Consider the following 21,330-nt stretch of genomic DNA (forward strand, 5'->3'; position numbering starts at 1 on the left):
TTCAGCTCAGCCGGCGTTCCCCTGTCAGCCTCCAGAGGAAGTAGCCCTTGAGGCAGGCTCTGAATGACCTCGGCGACCGCTGGTGCCCCGCGCCTCGCCGCCATGCGTGGCTGGCTGGGTAGGGTGGGTGGCTGTTGCTGTCCGGCGGGAGGCACACGATGAGCGAGCAACCGTCGAGGCCCACGTTCGGCCTGGACGACTTCGGGCTGGACGACCGGATGCGACTGTTCGGTTACGTCACGGCGGAGAACCGGTTGGCTTACCTGTGGCTGCTGCGGGCCTTCGACTCGGCGCGGTCCAGCTACCACGTCGTGCTGCACACCTCTGACGTGGCCGCGGCGCTGGCAGCGCTGCACGAGGCGAACGCGGACTGCCCGGATTTGGCGCAGGTGGACCTGCCGCGGCTGCTCGACGCCCTGGTGGACTGGGGGGTGCTCGACCGGGGGCAGGACGGTTCCCGGGCCACGACGCTGGCGGAGTACCGCAACCGGCACTCGGTGTACCAGTTCACCGAGGCGGGGTATCGGGCCCACCGGGCGGTGGAGGCGGTGTTGTCGGCGAGCATGGACGACTCGACGCTGTCCCGGCTGGTCTTCGCCGATCTCCTGGCCGACCTGAACGCGCTCGCGGTGGCCAACGAGGCCGGTGACGCCGAGGAGGTGTACCGCAAGTTCGACCGGCTGGACCGGGCGCTGGCCGACATCGCCGAGCGGGCCGCCCGCTTCTACCACATGCTCGGCGACCTGGGACGGACCAACGACGTGCGGCCGGAGGCGTTCCTCGCACACAAGGACGCGCTGCTGGCTCACCTGCGAGACTTCCACGACGAGTTGCAGCGGTACACCCCCCGGCTTCGCGCGGCGGTGCACACGGTGGAGGCGACCGGGCTGGACCGGCTGATCGAGGCGGCCGCCGAGGCAGACGAGCGGCTGTTCCACACCCCGGTGCAGCGGCTGGAGGACTGGCGGCGGCGCTGGGCGGGGCTGCGGTCCTGGCTGGCGCCGCCGGGTCCGGAGCAGCTCAGTGAGGCGGATCGGCTGTCGGACGCCACCATCGCCGCGATCGGTGACGTCCTCGCCCTGTTGCGCCGGGTCACCGAGGCTCGCCGTGGTGGGGTGAGCCGGGAGTCGCAGCTGCGGCACCTGGCCGCGTGGTTCACCCACACCGGCACCCAGGAGGCCGCGCACGCCCTGTTCGACGTCGTGTTCGGCCTCGGCGCTCCTCGCCACATCGGGGTGGCCCACCCGGATCCGGAGGCGATCGCGAGCCGGCTGTCGTGGTGGGAGGCGCCGGCGGTGGAGCTGTCCCGCACCCTGGTGGCCACCGGCCGGGCACCGGGGCAGGGTCGGGGACGGCCGGCCCGGCTGGACCGGGTCGACGACCGTCGGCAGCGGCTGCGCGGCGACCAGCTCGCCCGCGAGCGCCGGTTGGCCGACGCGGCGACGGCGCTGGCCGCCGAGGGGGGCACCGACGGCCGGTTGGACACCTCGCAGACCCAGGTCCTGCTGCGCCTGCTCGACATCGCGCTGGCCGCCCGGATCGGTGGCGCCGCCACGGTGCCGCTGGCAGCCGCCGCGCACGGCGTCCGACTGACCCTCACCCCGACGCCGGGACGGTTCAGCACGGTGCGCACCGCCGAGGGCCGGCTGCATCTGGACGGGTACGCGCTGACGGTGACCACCGCGCAGCACACCGTGGTCCGCCGTCCCGAGCTGGTGCCGGCGTGACCGCGGAACCGGGTGCGCTGCGGCCGGCGGTCCACCGCTTCGCCGTCGACGTCCCGGAGTTGGAGTTGGCGGACTACCAGCGGGCTGTCCGGCTGATCCTGCGTCACCCGCTGATCACGGCGACCTGGCCCGACGAGCGGGCGCTGCCCCGGGTGCGGCGGTTCGCCGCCGCCCTGCGCCGGGATCTCGCCGAGGCGTTCGGGTACCGGCTGGAGCTGCACGGTTCCACGGCCCGGCTGGTACGGGCGAAGGACCAGCTCGACGGCACCCAGCCGGCGGTTTCCCGCACCGGGCGCCCGTTCGACCGGCAGCGCTACGCATACCTGGCGTTGTGCCTGGCGGTGCTGGGCCGGGCCGGGATCCAGATCACCCTCAGCGAGCTGGCCGACTCGGTGGCCGGTGACGCGAACCGGATCACCGGCCTGGGGCTAGATCCGGACCACGGCCCGGATCGGCGTGCGTTCGTGGACGCGGTCGGCTGGTTGGAGGAGCGTGGCATGCTCCGGCTGGCCGACGGCTCCAGCGCCGCCTGGGCCAGCGACCCCGGGGCCGGTGAGGCGCTGTACGACGTCGCGCGGGACGTGGTGTTCGCGCTGTTCCGGCCAACCCGGGTGGTGCAGCACGTCGACTCGGTTTCGGCGCTGCTCGACCGGGCGATGACCAGCAGCGGTAACGCCGAGCGCCGGCAGGCGGCTCAGGCGGCCCGGCGGGCGGTGGTGGAGTCGCCGGTCGTTTACCACTCCGACGTCGATCCGGTGGTCGCCAACCATCTGCGCGGCTCGGCGCTCGCCGCCGACCTGGCCCGGTTGACCGGTCTGCGGGTGGAGCGGCGGGCCGAGGGGGTGCTGGTGGTGGACACCGCCGGGTTCACCGGGGAGCGGTTTCCGGGCACCGGGTCGGTGGCGCAGGCCGCGGTGCTGCTCGCGGTGGAGATGGCCGACCGCGTGACGGACCCCGACGGCCGTCGGGTCAAGCGGCTCGCCCCGCCGGACGTGAACGGTCGGCAGGAGGCGCTGGTGGGTCAGATTGACGCCGGCCTGCCCACAGCCACCCTGGTGCGCCTCGACGACATCGGCCTGAGCGAGGCGTGGACCGCCGGCGACGAGGGCGGCATTGACGAGACCGACGGCGCCGGCCGGTTGCCGTTCGTCACCGACGGTTTCCTGCGTACCGCCGTCGGCGAGATCCTGCAGCGGTACGGGTCGGCGTTCGGGGCCCAGTGGCACGCCGACCCGGACCGGCTGCGCGCCGAGGCGGTGGCGCTGCTGGAACGGTTCGGCGCGGTCACCGCCGTGCCGGGCGGGGTGCTCGTCCGACCGCTGGTCGGCCGTTACCGCCACACCGTCGCCGCAGTCAAGCCCCGCGCCACGACCGAAACCCTCTTCTGACCTCAGGAAAGTGATCGTGATCGAGCATCGTGCCGTCCGCCGGTTCGCCCCGACCCGGGCCGGGATCATCAACCTGTGGGATTACCGCGACGAGGAGTTCTGCTTCGTCGACGGGTGGCTGGTGTTGCGCGGGCTGAACGGCTCCGGCAAGACCAAGGCGCTGGAGGTGCTGTTCCCGTTCGTCCTCGACGGTCGGATCGAACCGCGCCGGCTGAACCCGTTCGCCAGCGAGGACCGGACGATGAAGTCGAACCTGCTCTACCGGGGGCAGGAGGTCACCCACGCGTACGTGTGGATGGAGTTCGGCGACGGCGAGCAGTACGTGACGGTCGGCATCGGGTTGCGGGCGCACCGGCACGTTGACCGGGTGACCCGCTGGCACTTCGTGGTCGACGGCCGGGTGGGGGTGGACTTCTCCCTGCTGGACGCCGACGACCGGCCGCTGAACCGCCGCGACCTGATCGACCGGTTGGGCGCCGACGCGGTGCGGGACTCGGCGGAGGACTACCGGCACCTCGTCGATGCCCGGCTGTTCGGCCTCGGTTCGGCCCGCTACGAGCAGCTGCTGGATCTGGTGCTGACCCTGCGCAAGCCGCAGCTGGCCAAGGACCTCAACCCGGTCGAGTTGTCCCGCACCCTGCAACGGGGGCTGCGTCCGGTCGAGGACCACCTGCTGGTGGAGGCCGCCCGTTCGTTCGACGACATGGAGGCGGTCGCCCGTACCCTCGAAGGGCTGGTGGCGGCGGACGGTGCCACGGCCGGATTCCTGGCGGTCTACTCGACCTACCTGCGCACCCACGCCCGGGCGGCCGCCGACGCCCTGACCACCCGACGCGACGCGGTCGCCACCCGGTCGGCCGCACTGGCCGAGGCGCGCCGCGCGGCCGACGAGGCGGCCGAGGCGGAGTCCGCGGCCGGGACGCGGCTGCGGGCCGTCGAGGGCGAGCCCGGACGGCTCCGCGCCCACCTGGACAGCCTGAAGGCCTCGGCGGCATACCAGTCCCACGAGCAGCTCGCCGACCTGGAACGGCACGTGCACGACCTGGCCGAGGCCGCCGAACGGGCCGGCGAGGCCGTCGCCGCCGAGGAGACGGCGGCGGCCCGGCGGCGTACCGAATGGGAACGGGCGATGGTGGCGACCCGGGACGCCCGGGCGGTGGCCGACCGGCTCGCGGCCGAACTCCTGCTCGACGCCGAGACGGCCGGGATCACCTTGAGCGCCGACGACGCCGCCCCGGACGACCTGGCGGCCCGGATCATCGCACGGGCCGCCGCGCGCCGCGACGACGTGCGTGCCGTCCGCGAACAGGTGGCAGGGCACGACCAGGCCGAACGCGACCACTCCCGGGCCGCCGCCGACGCGGCCGGCGCCACGGCCGCCGCATCCGACGCCGAGCAGGCCGAGCGGAACGCCGAGGACACCGTCAGGCAGGCCCGCGAGCGGCTGCGGGCCCAGCTCGGACAGTGGGCGCAGGGCAACGCCGGGCTGCTGGCCGACGTCGCGGTTCCGGAGCTGACCGCTGCGCTGGCCGCCGCCGTGGACACCACCGGCGAGCCGGGCGCGCAGACCTTGCGGGAGGTGTACGCGCAGGCCACCGCCCCAGCGGTGACCAGGTGGCGAGATCGGCTCGCGGCGCTGGCGGCGCACCGCCCGGCGCTGGCCGACCGGCGCGCCGAGGTGGCCGCCGAACGGGACCGGATCGCCGCCGAGCACGACGACGCCCCGCCCGTCCCGGTGACCCGGCCGGCGACGCGTACCGGCCGACCCGGCGCGCCGCTGTGGCGACTGGTCCGATTCGCCGACCGGGTGAGCGGGGCCGACGCGGCGGCCATCGAGGCGGCCCTGCACGCCGCCGGGCTGCTGGACGCCTGGCTGCACCCGGACCCCGACACCGCGGCGGCCGCACTGGACGGCGACGACCTGGACGGCTACCTGGTGCCGCTCCCGCCGCACCGCCGACCGACCGGAACCACCCTCGCCGACGTGCTGATCCCCGAGGAACAGGACGACGTCCCCACCGGTCGGATCACCGAGGTCCTCGCCTCGGTGGCACTGGCCGACCCGACATCCACGGAGGTGGGCGCCGCGCCGGTGACGGTCGGGGTCGACGGCCGATACGCCCAGGGCGTCACCCTCGGCCGGTTCGCCAAGACCTCCTGCGAGTACATGGGCGCGACCGCCCGGGCATCCCGCCGCACCGCCCGGGTCGCCGAGTGCGATCGGCAGCTGGCGACCGTCGACGCCGACCTCGGCGCGGTGGACCGCGACCGCACCTCTGTCGAGGAGCTGCTGACGGCCGTGGACGCGGCCGCCGCGCAGTTGCCGGCACCCGCACCGGTCCACACCGCGCTGCGGGAGCTGGATCGGGCGGCCGCGACGCTGCGTGCCCGGCAGGAGGCCAGCGCCGCCGCCGCCGCGCGGCTCGACCAGACCCTGGCCGAGCGGGCCGCCGCGGCGGCCGCCCTGCGGCGGACGACGGCGGAGCGGTCGCTGCCGGTGGACCGGCTCGACGACACCGCCGGGGCGGTGGACCGCTTCGAGAAACGGGGCGTACGCCTGGAGAGCGCGCGTCCAGCCGCCGCGCGCGCCGCCGAGCAGGAGGACCAGGCACGGCAGCGGCACGACGAGGCCGTCGACCGGCTCACCGCCGCACAGGACACCGCGCACACAGCCCGCTGCCGGCACCGGGACAAGGCGGAGGCGTACCGGACGCTGCGCGACAGCGTGGGCGCCGACGCGGAACGGGTGCTGACCGACGTGGCTCGGACCGCCGACGCGATCACCGAGGCGGAGGAGACCGTCGAGCAGGCCCGCACCCAGCTCGGTGCTGCCCGGGAACGGCGGGCCGCCGCCCTGACCCGGGTGGAGCTGGGCGAGCAGGCCGTGACCGCCGCTGTCGCCGAGGCGCGGCACGACGCCCAGCGGCTGCGCCCGTACGCCCAGCCGGACCTGCTGGGCCTGCTGCGCTGTCCCACCGACCTGCGCTGGCCGGCGCAGACCCCGGGCGACGAGCTGGATCCGCAGGTGGCGGCGCTGCACGAGGCGATCCTCGCCGCCACCCGGGAGTTGAGCCCCACCGAGACGTCACTCAAGCAGAGCGCCACCCGGCTCACCACGGCGCTGACCGAGCTGCAGGCACAACTGCCCGCAGCCGGCCTGGACCACCGGCCCGAGTGGGACACCGACGACGGGGTGATCGTGGTCCGGGTCGCCGACGAGCAGGGCCTGACCCCGGTCGCCCACTTCGCGGACCGGATCGCCCGGGAGCGCCGCGACCAGGAGCAACTGCTGACCGACTCCGAGCAGCGGGTGTTGGAGGACGCCCTGCTCGGGCAGCTAGCCCGGCAGATCCACCACCGGACCATCGAGGCCCGCGACCTGGTGGCGGCAATGGACAGCCAGATGCGGGCCCGTCGGATGTCCTCCGGGCTCACCGTCGGTGTCGGCTGGCGGCTCGCCGACGACCTCGACGCCGAGCAACGCGACGTCTGCAAGCTGCTCGAACGCGACCCGGCCCGGCTCGGGCCGGCCCAGCTCACCACGATGCGCCGGCATTTCGCCGCCCGGATCAAGACGGCGCGGGCCGCAGCGCCCGAGCGGCCGTACCGGGAGCTGCTCGGTGACGTCCTCGACTACCGGCAGTGGCGAACGTTCGCGTTCACTCTGCACCGGCCCGGTGGCGGCACGGAGGCGCTGACCCGGGCCCGGCACAGCCAGCTCTCCGGCGGCGAGCAGTCGGTCTCCCTGCACCTGCCGCTCTTCGCCGCCGCCAACGCGCTGTTCGGCTCGGCACGGCCGGACGCACCCCGGCTGCTCGGCCTCGACGAGGCGTTCGCCGGCGTGGACGACACCGGCCGAGGGGAACTGATGGCCCTGGCGAAACAGTTCGACCTGGACCTGTTCATGACCGGTTACGACCTCTGGGCCACCCACCCGGCGGTCAGCGGCGCCGCCCACTACGACCTGTCCCACTCCGCCGTGGAACACGCCGTATCCACTGTGCTGCTGGTCTGGGACGGCTCGACCAACATCGCCGACTTCGACGGAACGCTGGCTCGCGCGCTCGGCTCCCCGGAGACCCGCCGCGCCCCGGACGGTCGCAGAGAACCCGACCGGGCCGGCGCCCTGCTCGACGTCGCCGACGAATGACCAGCGGGCGTGACGATCCGCCGCCAGGCCTGGTCGGTCGGGGACGGTTGGCTGGACACGACGCTTCGGCGGAACTGGTCGAGCAACCTGGCTGGCGGCGGTTGCTGGCGGCCGCCCGGCGCAGCCTGGAACGCACCGGCGGCCGCCTCGACGCCATCGTGACGTTGGCCGCCCCCACCGACGACGAACGTATCGTGATCATCGGCATCACCGGCACCCACCGCTCCGCCGCGGCGGCGCGACTCAGCGTCCGACTCACCGAGGTCGACGAGCACCTGCGGGCGGCGCACGGAGTGGGCCTGGCCGACCTGCTCACCGTGACGGCGCCGCTGCGCAACCGGCCGGCCGACCTGAAACGCGAGGCGGTGGCCCGCGACGCCGTCCTCGCCCTGGCCAACGACGGCCGGCACGCCGGCACCGCCTGGTACGCCGAATGGCTCGACAGCTTGCGCCGGGACGGCACCCTGACCCGCGTTGTGCGAACCGGGCTGCCGTTCCAGGACGTCGTCCGCGTCCTGGACGCGCTGCCCGCGGCCGAGGAACCGATGCCGGTCTTCGCCGACCGGGTGCTGGACGACACGAAGGCCCTCACCGAAGGGCCGCTGCGTGGGCTCGTCCTCCGTGCCGTCGCCGCGTGGCAACAGACGGCGCTACCGGCCGACGGCGAGCAGGATCGGGCGTTGTGGGAATCGGTCGGGCTGGTCCCGGACGACCTCGCCAGCCAGGTGCTGGTGCTCAACGTGCCGGCCACCGGCGGCCTGGTCGGGCGGTGGCTGACCGAGGCAGCCCAGGCGGGCGTGCCGATGCGGGTCACCCTGCACCAGCTACGCCTTGCACCGCTGACCATGACCGGCGACGAGGTCCACGTCTGCGAGAACCCCGCCGTGCTACGCGCGGCCACCGCCGCGCTCGGGGCCCAGGCTCCGCCGCTGATCTGCACCGAAGGGGTGCCGTCGGTCGCCGTCCACACGCTGCTACGCGCCGCGTCCAGGGCGGTGATCCGGTGGCGAAACGACTTCGACTGGACCGGCGTACGACTGATGGCAGCGGCTCTCCAGCGGTATCCGAATGCGGTTCCGTGGCGGATGACAGCCGCCGACTACCTGCCGGCGGCGGGCACCGGCACGGCCCTGATCGGAACGCCCACCCGGACCCCGTGGGACGAGTCGCTGGGCGAGTCGATGCGGCGGGCCGGCCGAGCGGTGATGGAGGAACGCCTGCTCGACCAGCTTCTCACCGACCTGCGTGCTGCCGGAGCCAGGTGACGGTCCGGCGGTGGCGACAGCGTTCCGTCGGTTCGCTCGACAGCCGCAGATCGAACACCAAGGATCCGCAAAACGAACATGGAGCTGCCGCAGATCGAAAACGCGCTGGTTGTCATGATGGATGCCCGCACCGCGCCTGATCCCCCGCCGCGCCACCGCGCAGGTCGATGCCGCGCTGGCCGACACCCGCGTCGTGCTGATCAACGGAGCACGACGCCGCCTTCGCGCTCGGCCCCGACCTGCGACACGAGTCGGACGTCTCAGAGCAGAGTGACCGCGTCGCGGCGGCGATGTAGCGGCGGCCGTGCGGCGCACGATCAGAATGGTGCGGGTCCGCGGCCTGCCAACGACACCAACACCTGCGTGGCGAGTAGCTTGCGTATACCGGTGACGGCGACTGTCCCCACCCGATCGTAGGGCAGCTCCAATTGCAGCCCTTGGACTGCGTTGCGAAGGTCTGTCGTGATCTCGTCCGGACGGAACGTGCCGCCCCAGCCGTTGAGTCCTCCGCGCTGGTTGGTACTGAGGGAAGCCATGCCGGAGATGCAGGTGCCGTCGACCAGGATCAGCCTCGCAGGACCCGAGTAGGTCGTCGTCATAGTCATCAACCCTTCAGGATGTAACGCCGTGCACCCCGGGTCCCGGCTGTCTGACAGTCATCAGGAGGTAAGGCGCCGAGTCCGACCATGGTGCTAGAACACGGGGGCAATGCCGAGTTGGCTCCACACCGGGGTGGCCGGCCTTCTGCCGATCAGACGATTTTCGCGATGCCGTGGTACGCGCGTGGAACGCCGAACGGCGGCCCGCTGAACCAGTCGGGCCGCCGCTCACAGAATGTGGATCAAAGCGGGCGGATGTTCTCCGCCTGCGGGCCCTTCTGGCCCTGGGTGATGTCGAACTCCACCTTCTGATTCTCGTCGAGGCTGCGGAAGCCGCTCGCCGAGATCGCGGAGAAGTGGGCGAAGACGTCGGCGCCGCCGCCGTCCGGGCTGATGAAGCCGAAGCCCTTGTCGGCGTTGAACCACTTCACGGTACCTGTAGTCATGTCTGCTCCTTCGCAGGCTGTCAGAGACCGCACTGTGCGGACCCTTACGCCGCCGCGTTGATCACCCGCGTCGAAACGACACGAAAAACGAAAGGCGCCTGGATGGGTTTCAGATGCCCCATCAGGCGCCGGAAAACGTCTACGGAAATCAAAACTGCAACTCGGCTACCGTAGCACATGATCCGTCGTCGATCCCATGGCGGTAAGTGGACCTGGCCGCTCGTCTGCTTGCCACGCCGCGTGACCTGGGCATGCGCACCAATCTGGTCGCCCACCGCCTCGTCCGGCGACCAGCAACGCCATCGTCTGTCTCGTGCCGGGAACCGGCGCATCAACCGGGCCCTGCACATCATGGCCATCGTCCAGCTGCGCTGGGACACCGAAGGCCGCCGCTACTACCGGCGCAGACTGGCTGCGGGCAAGACCCCAATGGAGGCCCTACGGGCACTCAGGCGGCGTCTGTCCGACATCGTCTACCGGCAGATGGTCGCCGACACCAAGCAGCTCGGGACGGGTCCGGGAGGACACGTGGGGGCGACTCTGCAATCCAGCGCGGCCGACCTGAACCCCGAGATCGACACTTCGGAAAAGTCACTTCCCGGGCCCGCCACACCCCAGCCTAGAACACCCCTCTTGATCATCACTTGATGGCATGAAGGAGCGGGGCCTCGCTCCTCGTGGGTCCCGGGCGGGATGCTCGGGGTGCTCACGTCTCACGACGAAGGAGGCCCCTCATGCAGGCAGAGTACGACGGCCGGCAGATCGTGGGTATTGACCTGCATCGCCGCCGGTCGGTGATCGTGCGGATGAGCGAGGCGGGCGAGAAGCTCGAGACGGTGCGGATCGACAACGACCCGGTCGCGCTGGCGCTGGAGATCGCCAAGGCCGGCCCGGACCCGGAGGTGGTCCTGGAAGCGACCTATGGCTGGTACTGGGCGGTGGATGTGCTGACCGCGGCCGGCGCCCAGGTGCATTTGGCGCATCCGTTGGGGTGAAGGGGTTCGCTTACCGTCGGGTGAAGAACGACGCATGCGACGCCGCCGATCTGGCGGATCTGCTGCGGATGGGCAGGTTGCCGGAGGCGTATGTCGCCCCGCCTGCGGTGCGGGAGCTGCGGAAGCTGGTGCGGTATCGGGCCAAGCTGGTGGCCTGGCGCAGCGGGTTGAAGGCGTCGGTGCACGCGGTGTTGGCCAAGCAGGGCGTGCACATCGCGGTGTCGTCTGTTCGGCGTTGGCGGGCGGGAACTGCTTGCCCGGGCGCCGTTGGATGGGACGTATCGGGGTCGGGTGTCCTCGCTGTCCAGGCTGATCGACGCGGTCGATTTCGAGATCGATGCGGTTGCCGGGCCGATCCGGGCCAGGCTCTGCGGGCACCGCGGTTACACGGCGATCCAGGCCATCCCCGGTGTCGGACCGGTCCTGGCGGCGGTGTTCGTCGCCGAGATCGGCGAGGTCGACCGGCTTCCCGGCCCGGCGCAGCTAGCTTCGTGGGCCGGGCTCACTCCTCGGCATCGCGAGTCCGACCTGGTCGTGCACCGAGGACGGATCACCAAGCAGGGCTCGACGTTGGTGCGGTGGGCCGCGGTCGAGGCCGCTCACGGCGTTCCCCACACCGCCGGTTGGCTGACCGGCACCCGCGCCCGCATCGGCGAACGACGCGGACGCAACATCGCCACCGTCGCGGTGGCCCGCAAGCTGCTCACCCTCGTCTACTACGGCCTACGCGACGGGCACATCCGTGCCCTCGCACCGGCCCGAGCGGCGGCGTGAGCAGGTTCGGACGTGACCGGACGCGAGGTCGTTCTGTGTCTGACCCCCGTCGGCCGACGGCGAGGCCGCCCGCTTGATTGACCCCGTCCGGTCACGGTCGCACACCACCATGCCCCCAAACCCGGGCGGGGCGAATGGATGACCGGCAGCCGAACCCCGGCCTGCCCTCCCGACATCCGTCGGAACCTGGCGACGCGACCACACCCCCACAACACCGTCTTCCGGCATCATCACGATGGCCTCCACGGCGCAGGCGCCAAGGCCAAGCCCTACGGGTGGGCCTGCGGCCCAGCCTTGACCCCGACGCCGCACACACGCCTGCCCGAGAACCATTCCGGAAGACGCGCAACACAACGTCAACGGTTCAAACCCCACCCTTGACCGGCCCCGCTCCTTCATGGATGACACAGAGAGGCGCCAGATCCGGATGCAGGTATGCGGCACTAGCTATGGCTCAAGCGACGCAGAACTCGTTGCCTTCCGGGTCCCGCATGACGACGTGCCCGAGGGCGGCGCCATACCACTCCTCGCGGACCACCGTCGCGCCGGCGGTAACCAGCTCGGGCACCTTCTGCCGGATCAGTACGGCACGCTCGGCCATGTCCCACGGTCCTGGACCGGCCACCCGGATGTCGATATGCACACGGTTCTTGGCGGACTTGCCCTCGGGAACCTTCAGGAAACCGATGGCAGGGCCCTGGCCATCCGGGTCGACGATGGACGCGTTGTCGGGCTCGTCGAAACCGGACTCCTTGACGTAACCGAGGGCCAGCGCCCAGAAAGCTGCGATCCGCTGGGGATCGTCGGCATCGCATCCCAAGGTCCACGAGATCGCCACGGCACCAACATACGTGGACTACGACTTGCTGTCATCGGCAGATCCGTGCGTCGGCCGCACCACGTGGTGTAACGCGCTGTGCAGCGAGCGCCGCGAGGCAGAAGAGCGCTCTCCCACTCGCCGCGCCGCTGCACACTTGAGCACCACCGTCCCGGCTTGGCGCACCCCGATCGCCGCGGAGATGATATGGCGCCGCGCTGACATAGCACGCGTCCCGTCAGGACGAGCTGCCCTGAGCCCGCCACCGGAGCCCGTCAAGCAGCTGCCGTAGAGCCGTAGTTGTCGGGGGCGAGGAGTTCGGCGAGGTGGACGCCCTGGCGGCCGGCGAGCTGGTCGGCCTGGGTGCGGCAGGAGAAGCCGTCCGCGAGGTACACGGTGCCCGGCCCGGCATTGCGCAGGGCGGGCAGCAGGGCGTTCTCGGCGACGGCGACGGAGGTGTCGTAATGGCCGGCCTCCATGCCGAAGTTGCCGGCCAGGCCGCAGCACCCGGCCAGCCGGGTCACGGATGCGCCCGCCCGGGCCAGCAGGGCGGCGTCGGCTTCCCAGCCCATGACCGAGTGGTGGTGGCAGTGCGGCTGCGCGACGACCTCGACGCCTGCCAGCGACGGCGGTGTCCAGCTGGGCCCAGGGCCTAGCGGTGCGGGGGCGGTGAGCAGCTCGGCGAGGGTATGGGTGCTGGCTGCGACTATCGGGGCGCGAGGGTCATCCGGGAGGAGGTCGACCATGTCTGAGCGCAGGACGGCGGTGCACGAGGGTTCGACGCCCACGATGGGGATCCCGTCGGCGGCGTAGGGCGCCAGGACGGAGAGCAGGTGGGCCAGTCGCTTCTTCGCCCCGTCGAGCTGGCCGGTGGAGATCCAGGTCAGCCCGCAGCAGGCGTACTCCTCGGGCACGATCACGGTGTACCCCGCCTCCTGCAGCACGCTGGCGGTGGCCCGTGCCCCAGCGGGGTCCAGCGTGTCGGAGAACGTGTCCGCCCACAGCACCACCGGCCGCGGCGGAGAGGACGATGCGGACCCGGCGGCGGGCACCGCGCTATCGTGCATGGCCGCGCGGCCGTGCTTTCTGAACCAGGCGGAGAAGCGTTCCTCGGCGAAGGTGACCATCTGCCGACGGGGGTCCATCCCGCCTGCGGTGAGCACCGACCTCGCGATCGGGCGGATCCTGAGCACTGTGTTGGCCAGCCTGGCCAGGGCCGGGACCTTGGTGACCAGGGAGGACCAGCGGGGCAGCTGGCCGAGGGTGTAGTGGTTGCGCGGGCGTATTTTGCCCGTGTAGGCGCGGTGGAGGACCTCGGACTTGTAGCGAGCCATGTCGGTGCCGGTGGGGCAGTCCGTCGAGCACGCTTTGCATGACAGGCACAGGTCGAGGGATTCGAGCACCGCTGGGGAGTCCCAGGCGGTGACCAGCGAGCCATTGGTCAGTTCCTGCAGCACCCGCGCGCGCCCGCGGGTGACGTCCTTCTCGTCGCGGGTGGCCTGGTAGCTGGGGCACATGAACCCGCCCGCGCCGGAGTTGTCGGCCCGGCACTTGCCCACCCCGGTGCAGCGGTGGACCGCGGTGGTGAAGTCGCCGCCGTCCTCGGCGAATGCGAACCCCCGTAGGGCCGAGGTCGGGCGCGCGGAAGGCCGGCGCAGGTCCGCGTCCAGCGGCCGCGGGTCCACCACGATCCCCGGGTTCAGCGCGTTCTCCGGGTCGAACAGGGCTTTTACCTGGCCGAACAGGCCGATCACCTCAGGGGTGTACATGCGCGTCAGCAGCTCCGAACGAGCCCGCCCGTCTCCGTGCTCGCCGGAGAGTGACCCGCCGTAGGACGCGACGAGGTCCGCGGACGCTTCGAGGAACGCTCGGGAGGGCCCGATCCCGGCCGGCGTCTCCAGCGGTAGGTCCAGGCGCACGTGCACGCACCCGTCCCCGAAGTGCCCGTACAAGAGCCCGTCTACGCCGCGGTCTGCCATCAGGGCGGTGAAGTCGCGTAGGTAGTCCCCCAGCCGATCGGGTGGGACGGCAGCGTCCTCCCAGCCCGGCCACGCCGGTGCCCCGCTCGGGGTCTGCCCGCCCAGGCCCGCGCCGTCGGCCCGGATGCGCCACAGCGCCGTCGCCTCGGCCCCTGCGGGGACGACCCGCACCGCGTCGGTGCCGGCGTCGGCTGCCAGCGCGCGCGCCCGGGCCAGCACGTCGTTGACGCTCTCACCGGCCTCGGCGCCGACTTCCACGAGCAGCCACCCCCCACCGGCGGGCAACTGTGGCACCGCACCCGCTCCGCGATGGCGGCGCACGACGTCGACCAGGCGGGCGTCCATGCCCTCGATCGCCAGGGGCCGGTGGGCCAGAAGCGCGGGTACGACATCGGCGGCCGCCGGCATGTCCGGGTAGCCCAGCGCGACGACGACCGGGGCGGCCGGCGCGGGCACGAGGTTCACCGTGGCCTGCAGGACCGTGACCAGGGTGCCCTCGGTGCCCACGAGCATCTTGGCCAGGTCGCGGCCGTTCTCGGGCAGCAGGTGCTCGAGGGAGTAGCCGGAGACCTGCCGGCCGAAGCGGCCCAGCGTGGTGCGGATCGTCGCCAGGTTCGCGCGCACCAGGACGTCCAGCCCCGCGACCGGGTCCAGCGTGCCTGCGCCGGCGTTGAATCGCCGCCCGACGCCGTCGACGACATCGAGTGAGACGACGTTGTCGGCCGTGCGCCCGTAGGCGAGAGCATGCGGGCCGCACGCGTTGTTCCCGATCATCCCGCCCAGCGTCGCCCGGTTCTGGGTCGATGGGTCCGGGCCGAAGCGAAGCCCGTGGGCAGCGGCCGCGGCCTGCAGGGAGGACATGACAACACCCGGTTGGACCACGGCGGTGCGGGCATCGGGGTCGAGCGCGATGATCCGGTCCATGTACCGGGAGAAGTCCAGCACCATCCCGGTGCCGACCGCGTTGCCCGCCACCGACGTCCCCGCGCCGCGGGCCGTGACCGGCACTCTGAGGCGGCGGGCCACGTCCAGGGCCGCCAGCGTGTCGTCGCTGTCGCGCGGGGCCACCACCACCCGTGGGGACACCCGGTAATTCGAAGCGTCCGTGGAGTACTCGGCCCGGCGGCGTTCGGAGTCGTCGACATCCCCGTCGACTACCTCGCGAAGGGCGGCAACGACGTCACCGCTGAGCCCCGGCGCACGCACCAGCTTCATTCGCGCCCTTCATTCGTCAACATACGGGCCGTGCATCGGGCCGCAGGCAGCGACGACCATCGTCCAGTGCACGGCAAACCCCCGGGAGGCCAGTCATTGCTCATACGCATGATCAATTCGTACATCCGCGCCGCGCCGCGCTAACTCGGAAGCATGCTTGGTTCTGGCTGCTCGTGTCGACCGGACCCGTCGTAACGGGTCCGGTCGACACGAAGGCGTCTGCTGTTTTCTCAGCCCTTGAGCGCGGAGGTGATCCACTCCGACGGGACGATGTCGGCGAAGCCGGGCGTGTTAGGCACCAGGCCGGTCTGCCGGTGGAAGTCCGCCGAGGCGTTGTAGTTGGCCTCAGTGGGTGTCGGGGCGTCCGGGATCTCCTCCTGCAGGACCGGCACGAGTGCCTGTACTGTCTGGGCGTTCATCGTCTTTTGGTATTGCTGGAGCAGTTCGCTGGCCTTCGCCGGGTCGCCGTTGATGGTCTGCTCGGCCTTGGCGATGGCGCGCAGGAATGCGGCGACTGCCTTGCCCTTGCGGTCGATGACGTCCTGGGTGGTGAAGAGGGCACCGTGGATGACGTCCTTGAGGGCAGGGACGTCACCGCGAGCGGGCGAGATGTAGATGCGGCCGACTCCGGTGGCCGCGGCCTCCTGCCCGATCGGCTGGAAGAACGACAGGGCGTCGACTCGGCCGGCCTTCAGCGCACCGATCGCGGCGGACGCGTCGGCGCCGAGGTTGACCAGGGTCGCGTCGGTCTTGGGGTCCAGGTTCGCCTGCTTGAACAGGTAGTTCACCAGCGCCTCGGTGCCACTGCCCGGCCCGGTCATGCCGATCTTCTTGCCGCGTAGGGCCTGGATCCGCTCGGTCAGCGGCGCGGAGTCGCCGGTGCTCGGGATCCCCGGGCCGGCGATGATGTCGACGTAGTAGGCGTCGACGAGGGAGCCGATCACCCGCGCCTCGTTGTTGGTCTTGTACAGGTTGAACGCATCGGTCATCACGCCGCCGGCGATGTCGATGCTGCCGGAGTGGACCGCTGCGGCGAGCTTGGCGCCGGTGCCGAGCCGGGGGCGCTCTCCCAGGGTGAGCCCTTCTGCCTTGAAGTAGCCCTCCTGTTCGGCGACGAACAGCGGGAAGAACGCGACGGAGTCGCTGATCTGCCCGACGTTTAGGCGCATGGCGTCGGCGCCGGTGGCCGGCTCGCTGCTGCCGCCCTTGTTGGCGCAGCCGGCGGCGAGCAGCGCCGCCGAGACGGCGACGATGGCTCCGAGGCGGCGTAGTACAGATGTTCTGTTACGGGACATGGCGGACTCTTTCGACCAGGTGGATGGGTGACGGAACTGCTGCTCGTCTGGGCCGGGCACCGGCTGTCAGACCTCGGTGTCCAGGGGCTTCCAGCGGTTGGCCCGCTTGCCTACGAGGTTGACGACGGCGTTCAGGATGGCGGCGATAACGCTGAGCACGACGAGGGTGGCGAACACCCCGTCGGTGTCGAACTTCGCGGACGAGTCGCTGATCAGGTACCCGAGGCCGCGGTTGGACGCGACGAGCTCACCGATGACCGCGCCGATCAGCGCGTACGGGATGGAGACCCGCAGCCCGGTCAGCAGACCGGTCATCGAGGCGGGCAGGACGACCTTGAAGGCGATGTCCCGGCGGGTGCCGTTCATCAGCCGTACGGCGTCGATCAGCGCTCGGTCCACTTCGTGTACGCCGGCCGCCGTGTTCAGGAAGACCAGGAAGAACACGGTGACGGCGGCGAGCAGCACCTTCATGTCGGTGCCGATGCCAAACCAGACGATGAACAGCGGCGCCAGGGCGACCTTCGGGATGGCGTAGAGCGCCATCAGGAACGGATCCAGGATGTCCCAGACCACCCGGACGGAGGCGATCAGGTAGGCCAGGGCGGCGCCGGACACCGCGCCGACCAGGAAGCCGAGCACGATTTCCTGCACGGTGATCCAGGTGTTCGACCACAGCGTGCCGTCGGCGACCCAGTCGCCGAGCCGGGTGGCGATGCCCTTCGGGCTGCTGACGAACTGCGGGTCGAGGACGGGACCCGACAGTGCCTGCCAGACCACCAGCAGGACGACGAGCAGACCGATGCGCCATCCCCAGATCAGCGTCTTACGGCCGTGCCGCTGGCGCCAGGTGCGCCGGGACGCTTCCCGGAGGGGGCCCGCAGGCCTCGCGGTCGAGCCCACTTCCGGGGTCGTGGTAGCGCTCATCGCGCGCCCTCCTTCAGCGCCGCGGACAGCCGCCGGTGCAGTTCGACGAAGTGTGGATCGACCCGGATGTCGTCCGGGTCGCGCGGCCGGGGCAGGTCCACCGGCTGGTCGAGCAGGATCGTTCCGATCGGCCCGAGTACCACGACGCGGTCGGCGAGGATCAGCGCCTCCTCGATGTCGTGGGTGACGAAGACGACCGTGCGCCCACTGCCGGACCACAGCCGCAGCAGTTCGCCCTGCAGCTCGGTGCGCAGTTGCGCGTCGAGCGCTCCGAACGGCTCGTCGAGCAGCAGCGTCTCCGGGTCGGCGCAGAGCATGCGGGCCAGGCTGGCGCGCCGGCGCATGCCACCGGACAGCTCGCGTGGGTAGTGCCGCTCGAAGCCGGAAAGGCCGACGAGCTTGATCAGTTCGGCGGTGACCGCAGCCCGTTCCTTCTTGCTGTCTCCGCGCAGCTCGCGGGGCATCTCCACGTTGCGGGTGACGTCACGCCACGGCATCAGCGTGTCGTGCTGGGTCAGGTAGCCCACCTGCGTGTTGGGTCCGCGCATGGGCTTGCCGTGGTAGGTGATCTGCCCGCTGGTCGGCGGGGTCAGCCCGGCGAGGAGGTTGAGCAGGGTCGACTTGCCGCAACCGCTGCGCCCCAGCAGCACCACGAATGAGCCCTGCTCGACGGTCAGGTCGACGTCGCGGAGCGCGATCAGTTCCTCGTCGTCCTTGCGGAAGTGCTTGGACAGTCCCTGCACCTCCATGACGGGGGCGGCGCTCATGCCGTCACCGCCGGCGGTGCCGCCGCGACGCGGCGGGTGTTCGTCACTGCCATCACGTGTACCTCGTCCTCGGTGAACCCGGCCTCGATCAGGCGGTCGGCCAGCAGCGCGAGGCCGTCCTCCACGGGGGGGTTGAACGGCTGGCCGAGGTCGGAGGAGAGCAGCGAGTGCTCGGGACCGACCTGGCGGATGTGGTCGAACAGCGTGTCCCAGCTGACCTTTCCGGTGTACGGGGTGGTGAAGCAGCGCTCCATCAGCGCTCCCCGCTCGGCCAGGTGCCGCTGCACCTGCACCGACAGCCGCTGGGAGGTGAACTCCGGGTGGGTGACGATGATGCGCCGCACCCCGAGGTCGGCGGCCGCGTCCACGACGGTGGTGATCTCGTCACCGGACAGGTGCCCGGTCGCCAGCACCATGTCGTGCTTGGCGATCACGCTCAGCACCTCGCGCAGCGCCGGCACGATCGCGCCGTCGGCGTCGACGACGTCGATCGCCGGGGCCATGATGCCCTGCTCGGCCAGGTCGGCCTGCAGTTGCGCCCACATCGGCGGGGTGGCGCCCTCCGGCTCGCAGGCCTGGCACTCCCGCTGATTGGCGCAGTCCACGGTAGGCAGCCAAACAATCCGCGCGCCCTGCCTGCCGGCGATCTCCACCGCCACCGGATTGAGCCCGCCGACCGAGCCGTTCAGGGTCAGTGCGCCGAGCACGTCCACGCCGGGTACGGCGTTACGCACCACTTCCGCCCGCTCGGCAGTCGGCACGTAATGGGATTTCAGTACGAAGCCCGCCAGGCCGACCTCGGCGAACCGGTGCGCCAACGAGACGTCGTCGATGCGCCGGCGCATCACGTCCGGCGCGACGTGGATGTGCGTGTCGTACGCCCCGGTGACGAGTTCACGGGCTCGGGCCGAGGGGGTGGGATGGTCAGTCACGGAGCCTCCAAGGGCATCAGGACATCGCTCCGCGACGTCCGCGTTGCGGTGGCTTATCGAGCTGTGGTGATGTGGAATCGCGATTCAGAAGTGGACGAAGTCGGGTGAGAGCGCGCGGTGTTGGGCCCGGGCGGACGTCATCTCGCGCAGGGTGTCGGCGACGTGGGACAGGTGGTAGCGCATCGCGGCCTCGGCCGCGTCCGCGTTCGCCATCTCGATGGCATCGACGATCCGGGTGTGCTCGGCGAAGGACCGGGCGGACCGTCCGGGAACCAGCACCGTGCGGTACTGAAAGCGCACCATCTGCGCCTTCAGCCCGGCGATGAGCCGAGCAGCCGTCTGATGCCGGGACGCCTCGATGATCTTCGCGTGCAACCGGGCGTTGCCGTCCGAGTACGCCAACAGGTCGCCCGCCTTCAGGCTGACCGACATCTGCGTGAGCGTCTCGCGCATGAACGCGAGCTCTGCCGGCGTGCCATGCAGAGCGGCCTCGCGGGCAGCGAGTGCCTCGAGCGCGCCGCGCGCCTGGGTGATCTCCAGGGCCTCGGCCTCGGTCACCATCCGCACGCGGGCCCCGCGGTTCGGCTCGTGGACCACGAGCCCCTCCTGCTCCAGCCGGGCGAGCATGGTGCGGACGGCGGTGCGGCCCACCCCGAGCGCGACGGCCAGATCGACCTCGACCAGCCGCTCGTTGGGCATCAGCCGCCCCTTGACGATGTCGTCGCGCAGTCGCGCGTACGCCTCATCGGCGGCCATTCGTCCCCGGCCGTCTCGGCCGACGGTGGCCCGCACCGGCTGCGGCGGTGGCACGACGTCCACGGCTGCTCCTTCCATCAGCTCAGCGGCTCCTGGCCTTCAGCGCCGCATCCAGTCGTGGGTAGACCCGGCGGGCGTTGCGCTCGTAGACCTTTTCGCGGTCGCCCGGCGCCAGCTCCAGGGCGTCCACGTACCGGCGGGTGTCATCGAAGTAGTGGCCGGTCTGCGGATCGATCCCCCGGACCGCGCCGACCATCTCCGAGCCGAACAGGATGTTGTCGACGTCGATGACGCTGAAGAGCAGGTCGATGCCGGGCTGGTGGTACACGCAGGTGTCGAAGAAGACGTTGTTCATGACCGACTCGTCCAGTGCGGGCCGGTCGAGCATGTCCGCGAGTCCTCGGAAGCGGCCCCAGTGGTAGGGCACTGCTCCCCCACCGTGCGGGATGACGAACCGCAGGTCTGGGAAGTCTTTGAACAGGTCCGACTGCAGGAACTGCATGAAGGCGGTGGTGTCGGCGTTGAGGTAGTGCGAACCGGTGGCGTGGAAGTTCCTGTTGGTCACCGCCGACACGTGCACCATCGCCGGCACCTGCAGCTCCACCATCGCCTCGTAGAACGGGTACCAGCTGCGGTCGGTCAGCGGCGGGGAGGTCCAGTGGCCGCCACTGGGGTCGGGGTTGAGGTTGCATCCCACGAACCCGAACTCCAGCACGCAGCGCCGCAGCTCCGCTACCGATTGTGAGATGGGGGCTCCGGGCGACTGGGGCAGCTGGCAGACCCCGATGAAGTTGTCCGGGTACAACTCGACCACCCGTGCGATGAGGTCGTTGGAGACCTGCGCCCAGCGGCTGCTGGTGGCCTCGTCACCGATGTGATGGCCCATCGCCGAGGCCCGCGGCGAGAAGATGGTCAGGTCGATCCCGCGCTCGGCCATCAGCCGCAGCTGGCTCCCCTCGACCGTCTCGCGGATCTCGTCATCGGAGATGCCCGGGTAGGCCGGCGGCTCCTCGCCGGCATCGAAGGCCGCCCGCTGCACCTCTCGCCACGACGTGTGCGCCTGTGGCGCGGTCGTGTAGTGGCCATGGCAGTCGATGATCACGTGTTTCCAGGCTCCTCGGGTCGGGCCGGTCGGCAGGACCGGCACCGTTCACGGGCAGGACGACGTGATGCGCCTCGGGGGCCCGTATCACGTCTCGCGCTGGCCGCGCGGTAGCTGTGAGCGTAAACACCACGCAACATTGTCGCAATACCTGTCGAGAGGATTGTCGACAATTTTTTGAGCAGTCTCCACATAGGCC

Annotated in this window: 17 protein-coding genes and 1 pseudogene; 8 read left to right on the plus strand and 10 right to left on the minus strand. The window is 71.2% G+C overall.

What is annotated here, in order from left to right; genetic code table 11:
- Nucleotides 1-158 precede the first annotated feature (158 nt).
- From AB0F68_RS13240 to AB0F68_RS13255, 4 genes are read left to right on the plus strand one after another with little or no spacing between them, the layout of a single operon-like run.
- Nucleotides 159-1,727, plus strand: a complete 1,569-nt coding sequence (locus AB0F68_RS13240; RefSeq protein WP_357336301.1) for a TIGR02677 family protein — start codon at nucleotides 159-161, stop codon at nucleotides 1,725-1,727.
- On the plus strand, nucleotides 1,724-3,115 hold the full coding sequence (locus tag AB0F68_RS13245) for a TIGR02678 family protein (protein ID WP_357336306.1): 1,392 nt from the start codon (nucleotides 1,724-1,726) through the stop codon (nucleotides 3,113-3,115). Before AB0F68_RS13240 ends, AB0F68_RS13245 begins: the two co-directional genes overlap by 4 nt.
- 16 nt (nucleotides 3,116-3,131) lie before the next feature.
- Entirely contained in the window at nucleotides 3,132-7,265 is a 4,134-nt protein-coding gene (locus AB0F68_RS13250) for a TIGR02680 family protein (protein WP_357336309.1), read from the plus strand.
- Nucleotides 7,266-7,312: 47 nt separating this feature from the next.
- Nucleotides 7,313-8,530 (plus strand): TIGR02679 domain-containing protein, encoded by a 1,218-nt coding sequence (locus tag AB0F68_RS13255; protein ID WP_357336313.1) that lies wholly within the window; start codon nucleotides 7,313-7,315, stop codon nucleotides 8,528-8,530.
- A gap of 317 nt (nucleotides 8,531-8,847) precedes the next feature.
- Here the strand turns inward: AB0F68_RS13255 and AB0F68_RS13260 are convergent, their stop codons facing one another.
- Both AB0F68_RS13260 and AB0F68_RS13265 read right to left on the minus strand, forming a co-directional pair.
- Nucleotides 8,848-9,129 carry a hypothetical protein gene (locus AB0F68_RS13260; protein WP_357336316.1) on the minus strand — a complete coding sequence of 94 codons (282 nt, stop codon included), beginning with the start codon at nucleotides 9,127-9,129 and terminating at the stop codon, nucleotides 8,848-8,850.
- 242 nt (nucleotides 9,130-9,371) lie between these two features.
- A complete protein-coding gene (locus AB0F68_RS13265) occupies nucleotides 9,372-9,575 on the minus strand; it encodes a cold-shock protein (RefSeq protein WP_007074326.1) in 204 nt (67 codons plus the stop codon).
- A gap of 177 nt (nucleotides 9,576-9,752) precedes the next feature.
- Between AB0F68_RS13265 and AB0F68_RS13270 the strand changes: the two genes are divergently transcribed.
- The 4 genes and pseudogenes from AB0F68_RS13270 to AB0F68_RS13285 all read left to right on the plus strand — a co-directional run bounded on the left by AB0F68_RS13270 (nucleotide 9,753) and on the right by AB0F68_RS13285 (nucleotide 11,344).
- Nucleotides 9,753-10,223, plus strand: coding sequence for a transposase (locus tag AB0F68_RS13270; protein ID WP_357336320.1), 471 nt, complete (start codon nucleotides 9,753-9,755; stop codon nucleotides 10,221-10,223).
- Between the two features lie 86 nt (nucleotides 10,224-10,309).
- On the plus strand, nucleotides 10,310-10,570 hold the full coding sequence (locus AB0F68_RS13275) for a hypothetical protein (protein WP_357336323.1): 261 nt from the start codon (nucleotides 10,310-10,312) through the stop codon (nucleotides 10,568-10,570).
- Between the two features lie 20 nt (nucleotides 10,571-10,590).
- Nucleotides 10,591-10,755: pseudogene (locus tag AB0F68_RS13280) on the plus strand (transposase); the annotation flags it as partial.
- Between the two features lie 106 nt (nucleotides 10,756-10,861).
- Nucleotides 10,862-11,344 (plus strand): transposase, encoded by a 483-nt coding sequence (locus tag AB0F68_RS13285; RefSeq protein WP_357336329.1) that lies wholly within the window; start codon nucleotides 10,862-10,864, stop codon nucleotides 11,342-11,344.
- Between the two features lie 454 nt (nucleotides 11,345-11,798).
- Here AB0F68_RS13285 and AB0F68_RS13290 read toward each other — a convergent pair whose 3' ends face one another.
- The 8 genes from AB0F68_RS13290 to AB0F68_RS13325 form a co-directional block, all read right to left on the minus strand.
- Nucleotides 11,799-12,182 (minus strand): VOC family protein, encoded by a 384-nt coding sequence (locus tag AB0F68_RS13290; RefSeq protein ID WP_357336332.1) that lies wholly within the window; start codon nucleotides 12,180-12,182, stop codon nucleotides 11,799-11,801.
- Nucleotides 12,183-12,436: 254 nt separating this feature from the next.
- A complete protein-coding gene (locus tag AB0F68_RS13295; RefSeq protein ID WP_357336334.1) occupies nucleotides 12,437-15,226 on the minus strand; it encodes an FAD-linked oxidase C-terminal domain-containing protein in 2,790 nt (929 codons plus the stop codon).
- Between the two features lie 359 nt (nucleotides 15,227-15,585).
- Nucleotides 15,586-16,650 carry an ABC transporter substrate-binding protein gene (locus AB0F68_RS13300; protein WP_357336337.1) on the minus strand — a complete coding sequence of 355 codons (1,065 nt, stop codon included), beginning with the start codon at nucleotides 16,648-16,650 and terminating at the stop codon, nucleotides 15,586-15,588.
- Between the two features lie 66 nt (nucleotides 16,651-16,716).
- A complete protein-coding gene (locus AB0F68_RS13305) occupies nucleotides 16,717-17,574 on the minus strand; it encodes an ABC transporter permease (protein WP_357336339.1) in 858 nt (285 codons plus the stop codon).
- Entirely contained in the window at nucleotides 17,571-18,341 is a 771-nt protein-coding gene (locus AB0F68_RS13310; RefSeq protein ID WP_357336343.1) for an ABC transporter ATP-binding protein, read from the minus strand. Before AB0F68_RS13310 ends, AB0F68_RS13305 begins: the two co-directional genes overlap by 4 nt.
- Nucleotides 18,338-19,273: a DUF6282 family protein gene (locus tag AB0F68_RS13315; protein ID WP_357336345.1), complete on the minus strand. Its 936-nt coding sequence runs from the start codon at nucleotides 19,271-19,273 to the stop codon at nucleotides 18,338-18,340. The genes AB0F68_RS13310 and AB0F68_RS13315 overlap by 4 nt, the downstream gene beginning before the upstream one ends.
- An 84-nt stretch (nucleotides 19,274-19,357) precedes the next feature.
- Nucleotides 19,358-20,029 carry a GntR family transcriptional regulator gene (locus AB0F68_RS13320; RefSeq protein ID WP_357336347.1) on the minus strand — a complete coding sequence of 224 codons (672 nt, stop codon included), beginning with the start codon at nucleotides 20,027-20,029 and terminating at the stop codon, nucleotides 19,358-19,360.
- A gap of 82 nt (nucleotides 20,030-20,111) precedes the next feature.
- A complete protein-coding gene (locus tag AB0F68_RS13325) occupies nucleotides 20,112-21,131 on the minus strand; it encodes an amidohydrolase family protein (RefSeq protein WP_357336349.1) in 1,020 nt (339 codons plus the stop codon).
- Nucleotides 21,132-21,330 lie beyond the last annotated feature (199 nt).

Source organism: Micromonospora sp. NPDC023966 (genome assembly GCF_040639095.1).
Taxonomy (GTDB): Bacteria; Actinomycetota; Actinomycetes; order Mycobacteriales; family Micromonosporaceae; genus Micromonospora.